Origin of the sequence: Streptomyces sp. WZ-12 (genome assembly GCF_028898845.1) — a bacterium.
Taxonomy (GTDB): Bacteria; Actinomycetota; Actinomycetes; order Streptomycetales; family Streptomycetaceae; genus Streptomyces.
The window spans coordinates 5,103,500-5,120,524 of the sequence record NZ_CP118574.1 but is presented as its reverse complement, the minus strand read 5'-3'; the positions used below and the strand labels follow the sequence as shown (position 1 = coordinate 5,120,524).

Here is a 17,025-nt window from a genome sequence, read left to right as displayed (position 1 = left end):
CGCGCGATTAGCGCTTGCTGTACTGCGGAGCCTTGCGGGCCTTCTTGAGACCGGCCTTCTTGCGCTCGACCGCACGGTCGTCACGCTTGAGGAACCCGGCCTTCTTCAGGGCGGGACGGTTGGCGTCCACGTCCGCCTCGTTCAGCGCACGGGCCACGCCCAGGCGCAGCGCACCGGCCTGGCCGGAGATGCCGCCGCCGGCGATGCGGGCGATGACGTCGTAGCGGTTGTCCAGTTCGAGCACCTTGAAGGGCTCGTTGACTTCCTGCTGGTGCACCTTGTTCGGGAAGTAGCCCTCAAGGGTGCGGCCGTTGATCTTCCACTGGCCGGTGCCCGGAACGATCCGGACGCGGGCGATGGCGTTCTTGCGGCGACCCAGGCCGGCGGCCGGCTGCGGCTCACCGAAGCGGGACGCGAGGGACTCGGAGGTGTACTCGCCCTCCACGACCTCGGTCTCGGTGGTGTACTGCTCGACCTCGACCTCGTCCAGCGGGGTCTCGGGGGTGGTCTCAGCCACGATGCTCCTCAGATTCTCTCTGTCGTCTTAGGGGGTGGCCGGACTTACTGCGCGACCTGGGTGATCTCGAACGGGACCGGCTGCTGAGCAGCGTGCGGGTGCTCGGCGCCCGCGTAGACCTTCAGCTTCGAGAGCATCTGACGGCCGAGGGTGTTCTTGGGGAGCATGCCCTTGATGGCCTTCTCGACGGCCTTCTCGGGGTTCTTGTCCAGCAGCTCGTCGTAACGGACGGAGCGCAGACCACCCGGGAAGCCGGAGTGGCGGTAGGCCATCTTCTGGGTGCGCTTGTTGCCGGAGAGGTGCACCTTGTCGGCGTTGACGATGATGACGAAGTCACCGGTGTCGACGTGAGGGGCGTAAACCGGCTTGTGCTTACCCCGCAGGAGGGAGGCGGCCTGGCTGGCCAGGCGACCGAGAACGACGTCCTGCGCGTCGATGATGTGCCACTGGCGCTGAACGTCGCCGGGCTTGGGGCTGTACGTACGCACGTCTTAGCCTTCGCTTCGTGAGTTGGGTATCCCCTGGTCCTTGAGGGACCGCGGGGAAGGGTCCTGTCCTGGCACCACGGCCACTCACACAGCGAGGCGGCACTACGGGCGACGCAACCCGATCGTCCACTGCTGGTCAGCGGCCCTGTAAGCCGGCGTAAGGCCCCTCACGTGAGATGGAGCAAGCCCATACGCATAACGAACTAGCAGGATACTGACCCGACCCCGTACGGGTCAAAACACGCCCCGGACGGGCGTGCGACCTGCCCTCTCTCCCCCACCGACAGCACGGCTCCGCCCCCGCCAGACCCCCTCCGTCGCCGCCCTTCACGCTCCGCGGGGCCCCGCGAACGGGATGCCCTCCGACCCCCCACACGGACGACCGTGCGCATTAAGATGCGCGGCATGAGTTTTGGGCAAGGGGGGCCGTTCGGCGGCCAGGGGGGTTCCACCCCGAACTGGGAGGCGCTGGCCGACGAGAGCGAGGCCCGCGGCCGCCGCAAGCGCTGGCTCATGATCGGCGGCGGGGCGGTCGCCGCGCTCGCGGTCGCCGGCATCGTCGCCGCCGCCGTGATCACCAGCAGCGGCTCCTCCGACGGCAACCCCTCGGCCCACCCCAGCGCGTCCGGCCAGTCCGCCCTACCGGACGACAAGCCGTCCTTCCCCGACGTCTCGGTCCCGCCCCCGCCCAACCCGCAGGACTACATCTCCGACCCCAAGAAGGACACCGCGCCGCTCACCCCGGACAGCCTCTTCCCCCAGAAGGCCATGGTCGTCGGCGAGCACAGCTACCCGAAGGCCAGCGCCGCCAGCACCGGGGACTGCACCGCCGGCGCCCAGGGCGCCCTGGTCTCCTCGCTCAGCCACAACGGCTGCAAGCAGCTCCTGCGCGCCACGTACACCCAGGGCGGGGTCGCGGTCACCATCGGCGTCGCGGTCTTCGACTCGCCCGCCAAGGCCGCCGCGGTGATGAACGAGGGCAAGCCCAACCTCATGCCGCTGCCCGGCGGCGGGGTCCCCGCTAACTTCTGCCAGGGCAGCAAGTGCCGGATGACCACCAACGCCACCGGCCGCTACGCCTACTTCACCATCGCCGGCTTCACCAACGGCAAGGACGTCGGCGGGAACGACGCGTCCCAGCAGATCAGCCGGGACGGCGGCGCCTACGCCTTCACGCAGATCGCCCAGCGCGGCAAGGACCAGGCCGCCAGGGCCGCCGCCGAGCAGCTCAAGGAGGCCGAGCGGAAGGCCGGCCGGGCCTCCTGACGCCGTAGCGCCGGCCCGCCCGCCGTGGCGGCGCGGGCCGGGCACCGCCTCAGCAGCAACCGTCCGCGGGCAGCGACCGCTTGTTGCGCGCCTCCTTGTTGCGGGCCATCAGCAGCTCGTCGGCCGGGTAGCCGACCTCCTCCAGCGTCAGCCCGTGCGGCCGCACCACGTGCACCGCGGAGTCCCGCACGCCGGCGGCCAGCACCTTGCCCGGCCAGTCCACCGGCCGGTGCCCGTCGCCCACGAACAGCAGCGCCCCCACCAGCGACCGCACCATGTTGTGGCAGAACGCGTCCGCCCGCACCGTCGCCGTGACGATCCCGTCCGCGCCCCGCTCCCAACTCAGCTCCTGGAGCGTGCGGATGGTGGTCGCGCCGTCCCGCCGCTTGCAGTACGCGGCGAAGTCGTGCTCCCCCAGCAGCGCCCGGGACGCCTCGTTCATCGCCGCCACGTCCAGGTCCCAGTCGTGCCACAGCACATGCCCGCGCAGCAGCGGATCGACGCCGCCGTGCTGGTCGCAGACCCGGTACGCATAGCGCCGCCAGATCGCCGAGAACCGGGCGTTGAAGCCGTAGGGCGCCTCGGCGACCCGCCACACCCGGACGTCCTTGGGCAACCGCCCGGCCAGCCGCCGCAACAGCTTGTCGGCGTGCTCGGCCCACAGTTCCGCCGGCAGGTCCACGTGCGCCACCTGCCCGCGCGCGTGCACCCCGGCGTCGGTCCGCCCGGCGACGGTGAGCTCGTAGGTCTCACCGGACCGCGTCACGGTCCGGATCGCGTCCTCCAACTCCCCCTGGACCGTGCGCCGTTCGCGCTGCTTGGCCCACCCGGAGAACTCCGTGCCGTCGTACGACAGGTCCAGCCGCACCCGGACGAACCCGGGCTCCACTTCGTCACTCACACCAGCAATCCTCTCAGGCCGGGCACAGACGAAAGCGGGCCCGCCCCCAGGGGGGCGGACCCGCTCACCGCTTCAGCGCCGGACTCAGGCGTCCTTCGACTCCTCGGTGGCGGCGGCCTCGTCGGCCTCCTTCACCGCGCGCTTGGTCGCGGCCTCGGCCTCGGCAACGGTCGCCTTCTTGGCGATCTCGCCCTCGACCAGCTCGATGACGGCCATCGGGGCGTTGTCACCACGGCGGTTGCCGATCTTGGTGATGCGGGTGTAGCCACCCGGACGCTCCGAGAACCGCGGCGCGATCTCGGTGAAGAGCGTGTGCACGACGCTCTTGTTCGTGATCAGCTCCATGACCTGACGGCGGTTGTGCAGGTCGCCCTTCTTCGCCTTGGTCACCAGACGCTCGGCGAACGGACGCAGACGACGGGCCTTGGCCTCGGTCGTGGTGATGCGGCCGTGCTCGAAGAGGTTGGTCGCCAGGTTCCGCAGGAGCGCCTTCTCGTGCGAAGCGCTGCCGCCCAGACGGGCACCCTTGGTGGGCTTCGGCATGGTGTTTCTCCTTCATTGCTGCACCGGCCGTATCAGGTACCGGTGTCAGTTCCCACGAGGCGGCCGCCCCGCGGAAGTCACCAGCCGGCCCGAGCGTCGCGAGGACGCCCGAGCCGGAAAGTCTCAGCCCGTCCGGCGTGCGAGGACGAGCCTCGGCCGGACACGGCGGGAGGGCCGAGCGCGCTCGACCACCCCGCCGTCGGGGCGGATCAGTACTGCTCGGTCTCGACGAAGCCCTGGTCCGCGTCGTCGTCCGCGCCGAACGCGTCGGCGGCGGCGGTCGGGTCGAACCCGGGGGGCGAGTCCTTCAGGGCCAGGCCCATGCCGGCCAGCTTCGCCTTGACCTCGTCGATCGACTTCGCGCCGAAGTTGCGGATGTCGAGCAGGTCCGCCTCGGAGCGCGCCACGAGCTCACCCACGGAGTGGATGCCCTCGCGCTTGAGGCAGTTGTAGGAGCGGACGGTGAGCTCCAGCTCCTCGATCGGCAGCGCCAGGTCGGCGGCGAGCGCGGCGTCCGTCGGGGACGGGCCCATGTCGATGCCCTCGGCGTCGATGTTCAGCTCACGGGCGAGGCCGAACAGCTCCACCAGGGTCTTGCCGGCCGAGGCCATGGCGTCGCGCGGACGCATCGCCTGCTTGGTCTCGACGTCGACGATCAGCTTGTCGAAGTCGGTGCGCTGCTCGACACGGGTCGCCTCGACCTTGTACGTGACCTTGAGCACCGGCGAGTAGATCGAGTCGACCGGGATCCGGCCGATCTCCTGGCCGACCTGCTTGTTCTGGACGGCGGAGACGTAGCCGCGACCGCGCTCGACGGTCAGCTCCATCTCCAGCTTGCCCTTGCCGTTCAGCGTGGCCAGGACCAGGTCGGGGTTGTGCACCTCGACACCGGCCGGCGGCGCGATGTCCGCGGCGGTGACGACGCCGGGGCCCTGCTTGCGCAGGTACATCACGACCGGCTCGTCGTGCTCGGAGGAGACGACGAGCTGCTTGATGTTGAGGATCAGGTCGGTGACGTCTTCCTTGACGCCGGGCACGGTGGTGAACTCGTGCAGCACGCCGTCGATGCGGATGGACGTGACCGCCGCACCCGGGATCGAGGAGAGCAGGGTCCGACGCAGGGAGTTGCCGAGGGTGTAGCCGAAGCCCGGCTCCAGCGGCTCGATGACGAACCGGGAGCGGTACTCGTCGACGACCTCTTCGGTCAACGAGGGGCGCTGAGCGATCAGCATGATGTGTTTCCTTCAGTCGTGGACGCCCGCTATTTGACGTCCGCTGTACTGACAAGGGTACGGGCGGTACGGCGCCATCGGCTCCGTACCGCCCCCACCGGTCAGCTCTTACTTGGAGTAGAGCTCGACGATCAGCTGCTCCTGCACCTGGGTGTCGATCACCTGGCGCTCGGGCAGGCTGTGCACGAGGATCCGCAGCTGCCCGGGGACCGCCTCCAGCCATGCCGGAACGGTCTTCTCGCCGGCCTCGGCCTTGGCCACCTCGAAGGGGGTCAGGGCGCGAGAGCCCTCGCGGACCTCGATGACGTCGTGCACGGCCACGCGCGCCGACGGGATGTCGGTCTTGCGGCCGTTGACCTGGATGTGTCCGTGACGCACCAGCTGACGGGCGTGGTCGCGGGACTTGGCGAAGCCGGCCCGGTAGACCACGTTGTCGAGGCGGGTCTCAAGGATGCGCAGAAGGTTCTCACCGGTCTTGCCGGTCTTCTGGTTCGCTTCCTTGTAGTAGTTCACGAACTGCTTCTCAAGGACGCCGTAGATGCGGCTGCACTTCTGCTTCTCGCGAAGCTGCAGCAGGTACTCGCTGTCCTTGGTGCGCCCGCGACCGTGCTCACCCGGGGGGTAAGGACGGATCTCGATCGGGCACTTTGCGCTCTCGCACTTGCTCCCCTTGAGGAAGAGCTTCTGCTTCTCCCGACGGCAACGCTTGCAGTCGGCCCCGGTGTAACGCGCCATTGTCTAGTTGTCTCCTACTTCAGTGGGTCAGACGCGGCGACGCTTGGGCGGGCGGCATCCGTTGTGCGGGGTGGGGGTGACGTCCTGGATGGAGCCCACCTCAAGACCGGTCGCCTGCAGCGAACGGATGGCGGTCTCGCGGCCCGAGCCCGGACCCTTGACGAAGACGTCGACCTTGCGCATGCCGTGCTCCTGCGCGCGGCGGGCGGCCGACTCGGCGGCCATCTGCGCGGCGAAGGGGGTGGACTTGCGCGAGCCCTTGAAGCCGACGTGGCCGGCAGAGGCCCAAGAGATCACGTTCCCGGTCGGGTCGGTGATCGAGACGATCGTGTTGTTGAACGTGCTCTTGATGTGAGCGTGCCCGTGGGCGACGTTCTTCTTCTCCTTGCGGCGCACCTTCTTGGCGCCGGCCGTACGGCCCTTCGGAGGCATTCAATAACTCCCGTGGAGGTGGTCGGTCCTACAGCGAAGACCGCTGGCGGGGTCCTGCTGAGGACTACTTCTTGCCCGGCTTCTTCTTGCCGGCGATCGCGCGACGCGGACCCTTGCGGGTACGGGCGTTCGTGCTGGTGCGCTGACCGTGCACCGGCAGGCCGCGGCGGTGACGCAGACCCTGGTAGCAGCCGATCTCGACCTTGCGGCGGATGTCGGCCTGGATCTCGCGACGGAGGTCACCCTCGGTCTTGAGGTTGTTGTCCACGTACTCGCGGATCTTGACGAGGTCTTCCTCGGTCAGGTCGCGGACCCGGGTGTCCGGGTTCACGCCGGTCGCGGCGAGGGTCTGCTCCGAGAGCGTGCGCCCGATACCGAAAACGTAGGTGAGGCCGACCACCACGCGCTTGTCGCGCGGGAGGTCAACGCCTGCGAGGCGTGCCATTGATGTGGCTCCTGATGGCTATTCGGAGGTCTTCCGCAGCACCGTTCCCGTAAGACTCTGCGGCATTACGAGCCGGGTCCCCGGCCTCCGAGCCGGGGGTGTCGTCCCCTCGCGCCGGGCGCGGGGGTCGGGTGACTGCGTATGTACGTGTACTTCTTGCGTCGCGCGAACTGCGAAGTTGCAGGTGGTCGGCGTGCGTCAGCCCTGGCGCTGCTTGTGGCGCAGGTTGTCGCAGATGACCATGACCCGGCCGTGGCGGCGGATCACCTTGCACTTGTCGCAGATCTTCTTGACGCTCGGCTTGACCTTCATGGGTGTGAGGTTCTCCGGGTCAGTGCCAATGCCCCACGGGAGCGGGGCTTCGGCAAGATCTACTTGTAGCGGTAGACGATTCGGCCACGCGTCAGGTCGTAGGGAGAGAGCTCCACGACGACCCGGTCATCCGGGAGAATGCGGATGTAGTGCATCCGCATCTTGCCGCTGATGTGCGCGAGGACCTTGTGACCGTTCTGGAGCTCCACCTTGAACATCGCGTTCGGCAGAGACTCGATCACGGTGCCCTCGATCTCGATGGCACCTTGCTTCTTGGCCACGCTTCGCCTTTCGGATCGGCTACCTTGATCGACTCATGTGCACGGCCGGCACCCTATGTGCGGGCACACGGATGCACGAGAGCCGACGCGTCAGTCTACGTCAGTGCCTGAGAAAAGACGAATCCAGGGTTCTTGCCCGCGGACGAAGATCCTTATGCGCCAAGGCCGATGACTTAGCCCAGGGGGTCGGGCGCCGCGGTGATGCCGAGGAAGGCCAGCTTGGCCTTGCCGCCGTCGGGCGCGGTCAGCACCAGCGGGCCGTCCTCGGTCAGCGCGACCGAGTGCTCCCAGTGCGAGGACCAACTGCCGTCGTTGGTCTTCACCGTCCAGTCGTCGTCCAGGACATGGGTCTTGGCGGTGCCGAGGTTGACCATCGGCTCGATGGCGATGCAGAAGCCGGGCACCAGCTTCGGGCCCCGACCGCGCTTGCGGTCGACGTAGTTCAGCAGGTGCGGGTCCATGTGCATCTGCGAGCCGATGCCGTGGCCGCCGTAGTCCTCGACGATGCCGTACTTGCCGCTGGCCGGCCGGGGTTGGCGACGGATGTAACCCTCGATCGCCTTGGAGATGTCCACCAGCCGGTTGCCCTTGGCGACCGCGGCGATGCCGGCCCACATCGACTCCTCGGTGACCCGGCTGAGTTCGACCAGCTCGGCGGAGTGGCCGGAGCCGACGAAGGCGGTGTACGCCGCGTCGCCGTGCCAGCCGTCGATGATCGCGCCGCAGTCGATGGAGATGATGTCGCCGTCGGCCAGGACCGTGTCGGCGGACGGAATGCCGTGCACCACAACGTCGTTGACGGAGGTGCAGATCGTGGCGGGGAAGCCGCCGTAGCCGAGGAAGTTGGACTTCGAGCCGTGCTCGGCGAGCACCTTGCGCGCGGCCTCGTCCAGGTCCTTGGTCGTGGCGCCCGGCACCGCGACCTCACGGGTCGCGGCGTGGATGGCGGCGACCACCAGCCCCGCCTCGCGCATCTTCGCGATCTGCGCGGGGTTCTTGATCTCCAGCATGCCGGTGCCTACCGCCTTCGCTCTCGTCCGCGGGTCCGTCCCGCCCACCCAACACTACGGCCGCGGCGCCCGTGTGGGACACCGCGGCCGTACCGAGTTGCTCGCTTATTCGCCGCGCCCCAGGGCGGTCATCGCCCGCTGGGTGACCTCCGCGACCTTGCCGAGGGCCGGGATCGTGACGACCAGGTCCTGGGCCTTGTAGTAGTCGATGATCGGCTCGGTCTCCGAGTGGTAGACCTCCAGCCGCTTGCGGACGGTGTCCTCGCGGTCGTCCTCGCGCTGGTACAGCTCGCCGCCGCACGCGTCGCAAACGCCCTCGGCCTTGGGCTGGTTGTACTCAACGTGGAAGACGTGACTGGAGTCCTTGCGGCAGATCCGCCGGCCGGCGATCCGCTTGACCACCTCGTCCTCGGGGACCTCCAGGTCCAGCACCGCGTCCAACTTCAGGCCCTGGCCCCGCAGGTACGCGTCCAGCGCCTCGGCCTGGCCGAGGTTGCGCGGGAAACCGTCCAGCAGGAAGCCCTCGGCCGCGTCGGCCTGTCCCATGCGGTCCTCGGCCATCCCGATGGTGACCGAGTCCGGGACGAGGTTGCCGGCGTCCATGTAGGACTTGGCCTCGACGCCCAGGGGCGTGCCCTTCGAGATGTTGGCCCGGAACAGGTCCCCGGTGGAGATGTGCGGGATCGCCAGGTCCTTGGCGAGGTACGCGGCCTGCGTACCCTTACCGGCTCCCGGGGGTCCGACGAGGACGATTCGCATCAGCGGAGGAACCCTTCGTAGTTGCGCTGCTGAAGCTGGCTCTCAATCTGCTTCACGGTCTCCAGACCCACACCCACGATGATCAGGATGCTCGTCCCGCCGAACGGGAAGTTCTGGTTCGCGTTGAACAGCACCAACGCCACTGTTGGTACGAGCGCGATCAGCCCCAGGTACAGCGAGCCCGGCCACGTGATCCGGTTGAGCACGTAGCTGAGGTACTCGGCCGTCGGGCGACCAGCCCGGATGCCCGGGATGAAGCCACCATACTTCTTCATGTTGTCGGCAACTTCTTCGGGGTTGAAGCTGATGGCCACGTAGAAGAAGGCGAAGAAAACGATGAGCAAGAAGTACGCGGCGATGTAAACCGGGTGATTTCCCTTGGTGAAGTTGGTGGCGATCCACGTCGCCCAGCCCGCCTTCGAACCGCTGAACTGAACGATGAGGGCCGGGATGTAGAGCAACGACGACGCGAAGATGACGGGAATCACACCCGCCTGGTTCACCTTCAACGGGATGTACGTGGACGTACCGCCGTAAGACCGGCGACCGATCATGCGCTTCGCGTACTGCACCGGGATCCGCCGCTGCGCCTGCTCGACGAAGACCACCAGGGCGACCATCGCCAGGCCCACCGCGATCACCGAGAAGAACTCGATCCAGCCGTCGGCCAGCTTGCCGGTCAGCTTGATCTGCCACAGCGCGCCCGGGAAACCGGCGGCGATCGAGATGAACATCAGGATGGACATGCCGTTGCCGATGCCGCGGTCGGTGACCAACTCACCGAGCCACATGATCAGGCAGGTGCCGGCGGTCATCGTGATCACCATCGTGATGGTGGTGAAGATCGAGTCGTTGGGCACGATCTGGCTGGCGACCGGGCAGCTCTGGAAGAGCGCACCGCTGCGGGCGGTGGCCACCAGGCCGGTGCCCTGCAACACGGCCAGCGCCACGGTCAGATAGCGGGTGTACTGGGTGATCTTCGCCTGGCCGGACTGCCCCTCCTTCTTGAGGGCCTCCAGCCTGGGGATCACCACGGTCAGCAGCTGGAGGATGATGCTCGCCGTGATGTACGGCATGATCCCCAGCGCGAAGATCGTGATCTGCAGCAGCGCTCCACCGCTGAACATGTTCACCAGGGCGAACAACCCGCTGTTGCCGCCGGCCTGCTTCATGCAGGTCTCGACGTTCGCGTAGTTCACCCCTGGGACCGGGACGTGCGCCCCGATCCGGTAGAGCACGATGATGCCCAATGTGAACAGCAGCTTCTTGCGCAGGTCGGGCGTCTTGAACGCTCGGGCGAACGCGGTGAGCACGGTGCCTCCTGCGCCCCCCGCCCCATGCGGTCGGGAGGTGACGGTCTTGAGGATCGACGAATTAGCGGCTGTACCGCGCGGAGTCGGCCCGCACGGCGGGTGCCGGGGCAACCCCCGGGCAAATCAAACAGTGCAGGCCACCTTACCGGCGACCGTACCCCCGTGGAACGACCAACCGGGGATGCCCCAATCGATGGGCATCCCCGGTCAGTTGAACCAACGAACTCAGAGGAGTTCGGTGACGCTGCCACCGGCAGCGGTGATCTTCTCCTTGGCGGAACCGGAGACGGAGTCCACCGTCACCTGGAGCGCCACGGAGATCTCGCCCTGGCCCAGGACCTTGACGAGCTCGTTCTTGCGCACCGCGCCCTTGGCGACCAGGTCGGCCACCGTGACCTCGCCACCCTGCGGGTAGAGCGCGGCCAGCTTCTCCAGGTTCACGACCTGGAACTGCTTGTGGGCGGGGTTCTTGAAGCCCTTCAGCTTCGGGAGGCGCATGTGGAGGGGCATCTGCCCACCCTCGAAGCGCTCCGGAACCTGGTAACGGGCCTTGGTGCCCTTGGTACCACGACCAGCGGTCTTACCCTTGGACGCCTCACCACGACCGACACGGGTCTTGGCGGTCTTGGCGCCCGGGGCGGGCCGGAGGTTGTGGACCTTCAGCGGGTTGGTCTCCGCCATGTCAGTCGACCTCCTCGACCGTCACGAGGTGACGCACGGTGTGAACCATGCCGACGACCTCGGGACGGGCATCCCGGACGACGCTGTCGTTCAGGCGCTTGAGGCCGAGCGAACGGAGCGTGTCACGGTGGTTCTGCTTGCTACCGATGTAGGACTTGGTCTGGGTGATCTTGATGCGCATTACGCGTTCACCCCGGCACGCGCCCGCAGCAGAGCGGCGGGAGCAACGTCCTCCAGCGGCAGGCCACGACGGGCGGCGATCTCCTCGGGCCGCTGCAGGCCCTTGAGTGCCGTCACCGTGGCGTGCACGATGTTGATCGGGTTCGACGAACCGAGCGACTTGCTCAGCACGTCGTGGATGCCCGCGCACTCCAGGACGGCGCGCACCGGGCCACCGGCGATCACACCGGTACCGGGGGAAGCCGGCTTGAGCAGGACGACGCCCGCAGCCTTCTCGCCCTGGATCGGGTGCGGAACGGTACCGGCGATACGGGGGACCTTGAAGAAGTTCTTCTTGGCCTCTTCCACGCCCTTGGCGATGGCAGCCGGAACTTCCTTGGCCTTGCCGTAACCGACACCTACGGTGCCGTCACCGTCGCCCACCACGACGAGCGCGGTGAAGCTGAAGCGACGACCACCCTTGACAACCTTGGCGACGCGGTTGATCGCGACAACGCGCTCAACGTACGCGGTCTTCTCGGCGGCAGCGCCACCGTCGCGACCCTTCCGGTCCCGCCGCTCGCCGCCACCGGCACCGCTGCCGCGGCGCTGGGGTCCAGCCATTGGATTTACCTCTCTCTGTTACGTCCGCTAGCTCCGGAACCGGGGCTTTAGAACTTCAGCCCGGCTTCGCGGGCGGCGTCGGCCAGAGCGGCAATCCGCCCGGCGTACTGCTTGCCACCGCGGTCGAACACGACGGCCTCGACACCGGCGGCCTTGGCACGCTCGGCGACCAGGGCGCCAACCTTCTGGGCCTGCGCGCTCTTGTCACCCTCGCCACCACGGATCGACGCGTCCAGGGTCGAAGCCGACGCCAGGGTGTGACCCTGAACGTCGTCGATGACCTGGGCGAAGATGCCGCGGTTCGACCGCGTCACGACCAGACGGGGACGCTCCTGCGTACCCGAAATCCGCTTGCGGATGCGGATGTGGCGACGCTTGGCGGCAGCGCGCTTGTAGGCGTTGCCCTTAGCGATCTTCACACCGTATGCCATGGCTTACTTACCAGCCTTTCCGACCTTGCGGCGGATGACTTCGCCCTCGTACTTGACGCCCTTGGCCTTGTACGGGTCGGGCTTCCGCAGCTTGCGGATGTTCGCGGCGACCTCGCCGACCTTCTGCTTGTCGATGCCCTCGACGCTGAACTTCGTCGGCGACTCGACCTTGAAGGAGATGCCCTCGGGCGCCTCGATCAGGATCGGGTGGCTGTAGCCCAGGGAGAACTCCAGGTTGGAACCCTTGGCCTGGACGCGGTAACCGACACCGCTGATCTCAAGCTTCTTCGCGTAGCCCTGGGTCACGCCGGTGATCATGTTCGCCACCAGCGTGCGGGACAGGCCGTGCAGGGCCTTGTTCTGACGCTCGTCGTTCGGACGGGAGACGGCGATCGAGCCGTCCTCACCCTTGGCGACCTCGATGGGCGCCGCGACGGTGTGCGAAAGGGCACCCTTGGGGCCCTTCACGTTGACCGTGCGGCCATCGATGGTGACGTCCACACCAGCGGGAACCTGGATGGGCAGCTTGCCAATGCGCGACATTAGCTATTCCTCCGTTCCCTGTTACCAGACGTAGGCGAGGACTTCCCCACCCACGCCCTTCTTCTGCGCCTGCTGGCCGGTCAGGAGACCGTGGGACGTGGAGATGATCGCCACGCCCAGGCCACCGAGGACCCGCGGCAGGTTGGTGGACTTGGCGTAGACCCGCAGACCCGGCTTCGAGATCCGCTTGATGCCGGCGATCGAACGCTCGCGGTTCGGACCGAACTTGAGCTCCAGGACGAGGTTCTTGCCAACCTCGGCGTCCTCGACGCGCCAGCCGGTGATGTAACCCTCCTGCTGGAGGATCTCCGCGATGTGCGACTTGATCTTGCTGTGCGGCATCAACACGGTGTCGTGGTATGCCGAGTTCGCGTTCCGCAGACGGGTCAGCATGTCTGCGATGGGATCAGTCATGGTCATGAATTGGCCTTCGGCCTCTCTCGCCGGGGTTTCCTATCTGCGCCATCCCTCTCCCCGATCAGGGTCGGGACGGGTGCGGCACGGGGACCTACGGCGTAGTAAGCGACGTTATGCGGGTGGGTACCCGCGGTCGGTCTCGGGCGGCGGGGCGCCCAAACCCTTCCAGCCTACGGGAAGTGGGTCCGGGCGCCCGCCGACCGATTGCTTACCGAGAGCCTCCGGTAATCCCCAACTGGGGGATTACCAGGAGCTCTTGGTCACGCCCGGCAGCTCGCCACGGTGAGCCATCTCACGAAGGCACACGCGGCAGAGGCCGAACTTGCGGTAAACGGAGTGCGGACGGCCGCAGCGCTGGCAGCGGGTGTACGCGCGCACACCGAACTTCGGCTTGCGAGCAGCCTTGGCAATCAGAGCCTTCTTCGCCATCTCGCTCACGCCTCCTTGAACGGGAAGCCGAGGTGACGAAGGAGGGCGCGGCCCTCGTCGTCGTTGGTCGCCGTGGTGACCACGGTGATGTCCATACCCCGGGTGCGGTCGATCTTGTCCTGGTCGATCTCGTGGAACATGACCTGCTCGGTGAGACCGAAGGTGTAGTTGCCCCGACCGTCGAACTGCTTCGGGGACAGACCACGGAAGTCGCGGATGCGCGGCAGCGCCAGCGACAGCAGGCGGTCCAGGAACTCCCACATGCGGTCACCGCGGAGGGTGACGTGGGCGCCGATCGGCTGGCCCTCACGCAGCTTGAACTGCGCGATGGACTTCCGGGCCTTGGTGACGGCCGGCTTCTGGCCGGTGATCGTGGTGAGGTCGCGCACGGCGCCCTCGATCAGCTTGGAGTCGCGGGCGGCGTCGCCCACACCCATGTTGACCACGATCTTGGTCAGACCGGGGATCTGCATGACGTTCTCGTAGGAGAACTCGTCCTTCAGCTTCCCGGCGATCTCTTCGCGGTAGCGCGTCTTCAGACGCGGCGCGTTGGTGGTGGCAGTCATCAGATGTCCTCACCGGTCCGCTTGGCAACGCGGATCTTGTTGCCCTCGTCGTCGAAGCGGTACCCGACGCGGGTGACGACCTTGTTGCCGTCCTTCTCCACGACCAGCTGAACGTTGCTGACGTGGATGGGGGCCTCGGTCGTCACGATGCCGCCGGTCTGCGAACCACGAGCGGTCTGTCCGGCCTTGGTGTGCTTCTTGACCCGGTTGACACCCTCGACCAGGACGCGGTCCTCGCGGGGGTAGGCCGCGATGACCTTGCCCTGCTTGCCCTTGTCCTTACCGGTGATGACCTGGACCAGGTCGCCCTTCTTGATCTTCATCGGTTACAGCACCTCCGGCGCGAGCGAGATGATCTTCATGAACTTCTTCTCGCGCAGCTCACGGCCCACGGGGCCGAAGATACGGGTGCCGCGGGGGTCGCCATCGTTCTTGAGGATGACGGCCGCGTTCTCGTCGAAGCGGATGTACGAGCCGTCCGGACGGCGGCGCTCCTTGACGGTGCGAACGATGACGGCCTTGACGACGTCACCCTTCTTCACGTTGCCGCCGGGGATCGCGTCCTTGACGGTGGCAACGATGACGTCACCGATGCCCGCGTAGCGTCGACCCGAGCCACCGAGAACACGGATGGTGAGGATTTCCTTCGCACCCGTGTTGTCGGCGACGCGAAGCCGAGACTCCTGCTGGATCACGTCTATCTCCTGAATGTCTGCCGGTTCCCGGCAGGTGTTTCGCGAGGAAACACCTGCCGAGCCTGGCGGAACTGTTCCTAGGGGGTCCCCCTAGGAGGGATTACTTGGCCTTTTCGAGGATCTCGACGACGCGCCAGCGCTTCGTCGCGGACAGCGGCCGGGTCTCCATGAGGAGGACACGGTCGCCGACGCCCGCGGCGTTCTGCTCGTCGTGCGCCTTGAGCTTGTTGGTACGGCGGATGACCTTGCCGTACAGCGCGTGCTTAACGCGGTCCTCGACGGCGACGACGACGGTCTTGTCCATCTTGTCGCTGACGACCAGACCCTCGCGGGTCTTGCGGAAACCGCGCTCGGTCTTCTGCTCAGTCACATTCTTCTCGCTCATCAGGCGCTCTCCACCGTCTCGATGCCGAGCTCGCGCTCACGCATCAGGGTGTAGATCCGGGCGATGTCCTTGCGGACGGCCTTCAGCCGGCCGTGGTTTTCGAGCTGTCCGGTCGCCGCCTGGAAGCGGAGGTTGAACAGTTCTTCCTTGGCCTCACGGAGCTTGGCAACGAGGTCCTCGTTGTTCAGCTCGCGCAGCTCGGACGCCTTGGTAACGGCCGACATCACGATTCACCTGCCTCGCGCCGAACGATGCGGCACTTCATCGGAAGCTTGTGGGCGGCGCGGGTCAGCGCCTCCTTGGCAACCTTTTCGTTCGGGAAAGACAGCTCGAACATCACCCGACCGGGCTTGACGTTCGCGATCCACCACTCCGGCGAACCCTTACCGGAACCCATGCGGGTCTCGGCCGGCTTCTTCGTCAGCGGGCGGTCGGGGTAGATGTTGATCCACACCTTGCCGCCACGCTTGATGTGACGGGTCATGGCGATACGAGCGGACTCGATCTGCCGGTTCGTCACGTAGGCCGCGGTAACGGCCTGGATGCCGTACTCACCGAAGGCCAGCTCGGTACCGCCCTTGGCCATACCGTTCCGCTTCGGGTGGTGCTGCTTGCGGTGCTTGACCCTGCGAGGGATCAGCATGTCGGTCAGCCCTCCGTTCCAGGGTTCTCCGCCGGAGCAGCGGCAGCGGCCTCGGCCTTGGGGGCCTCGGCAGCGGCGCTCTGCTGCTGCGGCTTGCGGCCGCGACCGCCACGCTCGCCACCGCGACGCGGACGCTCGTTGCCACCACCGCGAGCCGGGCGGTTGCCCGCACGGGCGGCGGCGTTCTCGGCGCGCACCTCGGCGATGTTCTTGACGTCGCCCTTGTAGATCCAGACCTTCACGCCGATGCGGCCGAAGGTGGTCTTGGCCTCGAAGAAGCCGTAGTCGACGTTCGCGCGGAGGGTGTGCAGGGGCACACGGCCCTCGCGGTAGAACTCCGAGCGGGACATCTCGGCGCCGCCGAGACGGCCACCACACTGGATCTTGATGCCCTTGGCGCCGGCCTTCATCGTCGACTGCATGCTCTTGCGCATGGCGCGACGGAAGGAGACGCGGGACGAGAGCTGCTCGGCGACGGCCTGGGCCACGAGCTGAGCATCGGTCTCGGGGTTCTTGACCTCAAGGATGTTCAGCTGGACCTGCTTGCCGGTCAGCTTCTCCAGCTCACCGCGGATGCGGTCGGCCTCGGCGCCGCGGCGGCCGATGACGATGCCCGGGCGAGCGGTGTGGATGTCAACGCGGACGCGCTCACGGGTGCGCTCGATCTCCACCTTGGAGATACCGGCGCGCTCCATGCCCTTCGTCATCATGCGACGAATGGCGACGTCTTCCTTGACGTAGTCCTTGTACAGCTTGTCGGCGTACCAACGCGACTTGAAGTCGGTGGTGATGCCGAGCCGGAACCCGTGCGGGTTTACCTTCTGGCCCATTACCGGGTTCCTTCCTTGCTGCTGACGACCACGGTGATGTGGCTGGTCCGCTTACGGATCCGGTAGGCACGGCCCTGGGCACGCGGACGGAACCGCTTCAGGGTCGGGCCCTCGTCCACGTACGCCTCGCTGATGACCAGCGAAGAGGCGTCGGTGTGGTCGTAGTTGTGCGCGGCGTTGGCAATGGCGCTGTCCAGCACCTTGCCCACCGGCACGCTCGCGGCCTGCGGGGCGAAACGCAGGACCGCCTGAGCCTCCGTGGCATCCATGCCACGGATAAGGTCCACCACGCGGCGGGCCTTCATGGGCGTGACGCGGATGTACCGCGCCTGGGCCCTGGCTTCCATGGTTGTCCCTTCGGTGTCAGTCATAGTCTTCGCACTCCGGT

Annotated in this window: 29 protein-coding genes; 1 reads left to right on the top strand and 28 read right to left on the bottom strand. The window is 67.1% G+C overall.

The features are described from left to right. Window positions 1-7: 7 nt before the first annotated feature. Window positions 8-517: a 30S ribosomal protein S9 gene (gene rpsI, locus PV796_RS22245; RefSeq protein WP_274915091.1), complete on the bottom strand. Its 510-nt coding sequence runs from the start codon at window positions 515-517 to the stop codon at window positions 8-10. 44 nt (window positions 518-561) lie between these two features. Then, complete coding sequence (gene rplM / locus PV796_RS22240) at window positions 562-1,005, bottom strand: 50S ribosomal protein L13 (protein ID WP_018538735.1); 444 nt, start codon at window positions 1,003-1,005, stop codon at window positions 562-564. Between the two features lie 405 nt (window positions 1,006-1,410). Between rplM and PV796_RS22235 the strand changes: the two genes are divergently transcribed. Beyond that, window positions 1,411-2,271 (top strand): hypothetical protein, encoded by an 861-nt coding sequence (locus PV796_RS22235; RefSeq protein ID WP_274915090.1) that lies wholly within the window; start codon window positions 1,411-1,413, stop codon window positions 2,269-2,271. Window positions 2,272-2,320: 49 nt separating this feature from the next. On the opposite strand, the gene truA is transcribed toward PV796_RS22235, so the two are convergent. The 26 genes from truA to rplV form a co-directional block, all read right to left on the bottom strand. Further along, a complete protein-coding gene (gene truA, locus PV796_RS22230; protein ID WP_274915089.1) occupies window positions 2,321-3,172 on the bottom strand; it encodes a tRNA pseudouridine(38-40) synthase TruA in 852 nt (283 codons plus the stop codon). Window positions 3,173-3,256: 84 nt separating this feature from the next. Next, window positions 3,257-3,715: a 50S ribosomal protein L17 gene (gene rplQ, locus PV796_RS22225; protein WP_274915088.1), complete on the bottom strand. Its 459-nt coding sequence runs from the start codon at window positions 3,713-3,715 to the stop codon at window positions 3,257-3,259. A 209-nt stretch (window positions 3,716-3,924) separates the two neighbouring features. After that, window positions 3,925-4,947, bottom strand: a complete 1,023-nt coding sequence (locus PV796_RS22220) for a DNA-directed RNA polymerase subunit alpha (RefSeq protein ID WP_274915087.1) — start codon at window positions 4,945-4,947, stop codon at window positions 3,925-3,927. Window positions 4,948-5,055: 108 nt separating this feature from the next. Then, window positions 5,056-5,682 (bottom strand): 30S ribosomal protein S4, encoded by a 627-nt coding sequence (gene rpsD, locus PV796_RS22215; protein WP_274915086.1) that lies wholly within the window; start codon window positions 5,680-5,682, stop codon window positions 5,056-5,058. A gap of 27 nt (window positions 5,683-5,709) precedes the next feature. Further along, complete coding sequence (gene rpsK / locus PV796_RS22210) at window positions 5,710-6,114, bottom strand: 30S ribosomal protein S11 (protein ID WP_004571845.1); 405 nt, start codon at window positions 6,112-6,114, stop codon at window positions 5,710-5,712. Between the two features lie 64 nt (window positions 6,115-6,178). Next, complete coding sequence (gene rpsM / locus PV796_RS22205) at window positions 6,179-6,559, bottom strand: 30S ribosomal protein S13 (protein WP_018538741.1); 381 nt, start codon at window positions 6,557-6,559, stop codon at window positions 6,179-6,181. A 198-nt stretch (window positions 6,560-6,757) separates the two neighbouring features. After that, window positions 6,758-6,871, bottom strand: coding sequence for a 50S ribosomal protein L36 (rpmJ, locus tag PV796_RS22200; protein ID WP_003956441.1), 114 nt, complete (start codon window positions 6,869-6,871; stop codon window positions 6,758-6,760). A 59-nt stretch (window positions 6,872-6,930) separates the two neighbouring features. Next, window positions 6,931-7,152 (bottom strand): translation initiation factor IF-1, encoded by a 222-nt coding sequence (infA, locus tag PV796_RS22195; RefSeq protein WP_003956442.1) that lies wholly within the window; start codon window positions 7,150-7,152, stop codon window positions 6,931-6,933. A 173-nt stretch (window positions 7,153-7,325) separates the two neighbouring features. Then, complete coding sequence (gene map / locus PV796_RS22190; protein ID WP_274915085.1) at window positions 7,326-8,162, bottom strand: type I methionyl aminopeptidase; 837 nt, start codon at window positions 8,160-8,162, stop codon at window positions 7,326-7,328. Window positions 8,163-8,267: 105 nt separating this feature from the next. After that, the gene (locus PV796_RS22185; RefSeq protein WP_274915084.1) at window positions 8,268-8,921 is read right to left on the bottom strand and encodes an adenylate kinase; all 654 of its coding nucleotides are present in this window, start codon (window positions 8,919-8,921) and stop codon (window positions 8,268-8,270) included. Then, on the bottom strand, window positions 8,921-10,234 hold the full coding sequence (secY, locus tag PV796_RS22180; RefSeq protein ID WP_274915083.1) for a preprotein translocase subunit SecY: 1,314 nt from the start codon (window positions 10,232-10,234) through the stop codon (window positions 8,921-8,923). The genes PV796_RS22185 and secY overlap by 1 nt, the downstream gene beginning before the upstream one ends. Before the next feature lie 225 nt (window positions 10,235-10,459). Further along, window positions 10,460-10,915: a 50S ribosomal protein L15 gene (gene rplO / locus PV796_RS22175; RefSeq protein ID WP_274915082.1), complete on the bottom strand. Its 456-nt coding sequence runs from the start codon at window positions 10,913-10,915 to the stop codon at window positions 10,460-10,462. Between the two features lies 1 nt (window position 10,916). Beyond that, window positions 10,917-11,096 carry a 50S ribosomal protein L30 gene (gene rpmD, locus PV796_RS22170; RefSeq protein WP_274915081.1) on the bottom strand — a complete coding sequence of 60 codons (180 nt, stop codon included), beginning with the start codon at window positions 11,094-11,096 and terminating at the stop codon, window positions 10,917-10,919. Then, window positions 11,096-11,698, bottom strand: coding sequence for a 30S ribosomal protein S5 (rpsE, locus tag PV796_RS22165; RefSeq protein WP_274915080.1), 603 nt, complete (start codon window positions 11,696-11,698; stop codon window positions 11,096-11,098). Before rpsE ends, rpmD begins: the two co-directional genes overlap by 1 nt. A 47-nt stretch (window positions 11,699-11,745) precedes the next feature. After that, on the bottom strand, window positions 11,746-12,129 hold the full coding sequence (gene rplR, locus PV796_RS22160; protein ID WP_274915078.1) for a 50S ribosomal protein L18: 384 nt from the start codon (window positions 12,127-12,129) through the stop codon (window positions 11,746-11,748). Window positions 12,130-12,132: 3 nt separating this feature from the next. After that, the gene (rplF, locus tag PV796_RS22155) at window positions 12,133-12,672 is read right to left on the bottom strand and encodes a 50S ribosomal protein L6 (protein ID WP_274915077.1); all 540 of its coding nucleotides are present in this window, start codon (window positions 12,670-12,672) and stop codon (window positions 12,133-12,135) included. A 21-nt stretch (window positions 12,673-12,693) separates the two neighbouring features. Then, entirely contained in the window at window positions 12,694-13,092 is a 399-nt protein-coding gene (gene rpsH / locus PV796_RS22150) for a 30S ribosomal protein S8 (protein WP_274915076.1), read from the bottom strand. Between the two features lie 240 nt (window positions 13,093-13,332). Beyond that, window positions 13,333-13,518 (bottom strand): type Z 30S ribosomal protein S14, encoded by a 186-nt coding sequence (locus PV796_RS22145; protein WP_003956452.1) that lies wholly within the window; start codon window positions 13,516-13,518, stop codon window positions 13,333-13,335. 5 nt (window positions 13,519-13,523) lie between these two features. Beyond that, the gene (gene rplE / locus PV796_RS22140) at window positions 13,524-14,084 is read right to left on the bottom strand and encodes a 50S ribosomal protein L5 (protein ID WP_274915075.1); all 561 of its coding nucleotides are present in this window, start codon (window positions 14,082-14,084) and stop codon (window positions 13,524-13,526) included. Continuing rightward, window positions 14,084-14,407, bottom strand: coding sequence for a 50S ribosomal protein L24 (gene rplX / locus PV796_RS22135; protein ID WP_274915074.1), 324 nt, complete (start codon window positions 14,405-14,407; stop codon window positions 14,084-14,086). The genes rplE and rplX overlap by 1 nt, the downstream gene beginning before the upstream one ends. Window positions 14,408-14,410: 3 nt before the next feature. Continuing rightward, complete coding sequence (gene rplN / locus PV796_RS22130) at window positions 14,411-14,779, bottom strand: 50S ribosomal protein L14 (RefSeq protein ID WP_003974257.1); 369 nt, start codon at window positions 14,777-14,779, stop codon at window positions 14,411-14,413. Between the two features lie 100 nt (window positions 14,780-14,879). Further along, entirely contained in the window at window positions 14,880-15,164 is a 285-nt protein-coding gene (rpsQ, locus tag PV796_RS22125) for a 30S ribosomal protein S17 (protein WP_274915073.1), read from the bottom strand. Beyond that, window positions 15,164-15,388, bottom strand: a complete 225-nt coding sequence (gene rpmC, locus PV796_RS22120; protein WP_046927445.1) for a 50S ribosomal protein L29 — start codon at window positions 15,386-15,388, stop codon at window positions 15,164-15,166. The genes rpsQ and rpmC overlap by 1 nt, the downstream gene beginning before the upstream one ends. Continuing rightward, complete coding sequence (gene rplP / locus PV796_RS22115; protein WP_016571059.1) at window positions 15,388-15,807, bottom strand: 50S ribosomal protein L16; 420 nt, start codon at window positions 15,805-15,807, stop codon at window positions 15,388-15,390. The genes rpmC and rplP overlap by 1 nt, the downstream gene beginning before the upstream one ends. A gap of 5 nt (window positions 15,808-15,812) precedes the next feature. Then, window positions 15,813-16,637 (bottom strand): 30S ribosomal protein S3, encoded by an 825-nt coding sequence (rpsC, locus tag PV796_RS22110; RefSeq protein ID WP_189300222.1) that lies wholly within the window; start codon window positions 16,635-16,637, stop codon window positions 15,813-15,815. Continuing rightward, on the bottom strand, window positions 16,637-16,984 hold the full coding sequence (rplV, locus tag PV796_RS22105) for a 50S ribosomal protein L22 (RefSeq protein ID WP_004571827.1): 348 nt from the start codon (window positions 16,982-16,984) through the stop codon (window positions 16,637-16,639). The genes rpsC and rplV overlap by 1 nt, the downstream gene beginning before the upstream one ends. Window positions 16,985-17,025 lie beyond the last annotated feature (41 nt).

Coding starts and splice junctions, on each gene's coding strand:
- PV796_RS22235 (WP_274915090.1), top strand. CDS start 1,411: ATGAGTTTTGGGCAAGGGGGGCCGTTCGGCGGCCAGGGGGGTTCCACC.
- rplQ (WP_274915088.1), bottom strand. CDS start 3,715: ATGCCGAAGCCCACCAAGGGTGCCCGTCTGGGCGGCAGCGCTTCGCAC.
- PV796_RS22220 (WP_274915087.1), bottom strand. CDS start 4,947: ATGCTGATCGCTCAGCGCCCCTCGTTGACCGAAGAGGTCGTCGACGAG.
- rpsD (WP_274915086.1), bottom strand. CDS start 5,682: ATGGCGCGTTACACCGGGGCCGACTGCAAGCGTTGCCGTCGGGAGAAG.
- rpsK (WP_004571845.1), bottom strand. CDS start 6,114: ATGCCTCCGAAGGGCCGTACGGCCGGCGCCAAGAAGGTGCGCCGCAAG.
- rpsM (WP_018538741.1), bottom strand. CDS start 6,559: ATGGCACGCCTCGCAGGCGTTGACCTCCCGCGCGACAAGCGCGTGGTG.
- rpmJ (WP_003956441.1), bottom strand. CDS start 6,871: ATGAAGGTCAAGCCGAGCGTCAAGAAGATCTGCGACAAGTGCAAGGTG.
- map (WP_274915085.1), bottom strand. CDS start 8,162: ATGCTGGAGATCAAGAACCCCGCGCAGATCGCGAAGATGCGCGAGGCG.
- PV796_RS22185 (WP_274915084.1), bottom strand. CDS start 8,921: ATGCGAATCGTCCTCGTCGGACCCCCGGGAGCCGGTAAGGGTACGCAG.
- rplO (WP_274915082.1), bottom strand. CDS start 10,915: ATGGCGGAGACCAACCCGCTGAAGGTCCACAACCTCCGGCCCGCCCCG.
- rpmD (WP_274915081.1), bottom strand. CDS start 11,096: ATGCGCATCAAGATCACCCAGACCAAGTCCTACATCGGTAGCAAGCAG.
- rpsE (WP_274915080.1), bottom strand. CDS start 11,698: ATGGCTGGACCCCAGCGCCGCGGCAGCGGTGCCGGTGGCGGCGAGCGG.
- rplR (WP_274915078.1), bottom strand. CDS start 12,129: ATGGCATACGGTGTGAAGATCGCTAAGGGCAACGCCTACAAGCGCGCT.
- rplF (WP_274915077.1), bottom strand. CDS start 12,672: ATGTCGCGCATTGGCAAGCTGCCCATCCAGGTTCCCGCTGGTGTGGAC.
- rpsH (WP_274915076.1), bottom strand. CDS start 13,092: ATGACCATGACTGATCCCATCGCAGACATGCTGACCCGTCTGCGGAAC.
- PV796_RS22145 (WP_003956452.1), bottom strand. CDS start 13,518: ATGGCGAAGAAGGCTCTGATTGCCAAGGCTGCTCGCAAGCCGAAGTTC.
- rplE (WP_274915075.1), bottom strand. CDS start 14,084: ATGACTGCCACCACCAACGCGCCGCGTCTGAAGACGCGCTACCGCGAA.
- rplX (WP_274915074.1), bottom strand. CDS start 14,407: ATGAAGATCAAGAAGGGCGACCTGGTCCAGGTCATCACCGGTAAGGAC.
- rpsQ (WP_274915073.1), bottom strand. CDS start 15,164: ATGAGCGAGAAGAATGTGACTGAGCAGAAGACCGAGCGCGGTTTCCGC.
- rpmC (WP_046927445.1), bottom strand. CDS start 15,388: ATGTCGGCCGTTACCAAGGCGTCCGAGCTGCGCGAGCTGAACAACGAG.
- rplP (WP_016571059.1), bottom strand. CDS start 15,807: ATGCTGATCCCTCGCAGGGTCAAGCACCGCAAGCAGCACCACCCGAAG.
- rpsC (WP_189300222.1), bottom strand. CDS start 16,637: ATGGGCCAGAAGGTAAACCCGCACGGGTTCCGGCTCGGCATCACCACC.
- rplV (WP_004571827.1), bottom strand. CDS start 16,984: ATGGAAGCCAGGGCCCAGGCGCGGTACATCCGCGTCACGCCCATGAAG.